Genomic DNA, 344 nt, shown 5'->3' with positions numbered 1-344 from the left:
TAACGAGGAGGTGTTCACAATGGGTGAACAACGGCAAAGGTACAATGATGAATTTAAACAACAAACGGTAAAATTTATTCAAGAACAAACGAAATCGGTAACGGAAATAGCTGAAGAACTTAACATTCCTGCGGGAACGCTTCATCAATGGGTGGCGAAGTATCGCCAATTTGAAAGTGAATCCCTTGCCAGTCCTGAGAAGGTCCGTCAATTGGAGCAGCTCTTGAAAGAGAAAGAACGTGAACTCGCAGAGAAGGATCGCCGGATATCAGAGGCGGAAGAAGAACTAGCGATTGTAAAAAAGGCCGTACACATCTTCAGCAGACCAAGGAACTAAGGTTCCA

1 protein-coding gene is annotated in these 344 nt (G+C 44.2%); it reads left to right on the top strand.

Translation table 11 applies throughout. The annotated features are described in order from the left end of the window. Nucleotides 1-337, top strand: a 337-nt coding sequence (locus AB4114_RS35975; protein ID WP_441992697.1) for a transposase, incomplete at its 5' end; no start/stop codon positions are given. Nucleotides 338-344 lie beyond the last annotated feature (7 nt).

This window comes from Paenibacillus sp. 2RAB27 (assembly GCF_052115445.1).
GTDB lineage: Bacteria > Bacillota > Bacilli > Paenibacillales > NBRC-103111 > Paenibacillus_E.
This window is presented reverse-complemented; position numbering and strand designations above follow the sequence as displayed.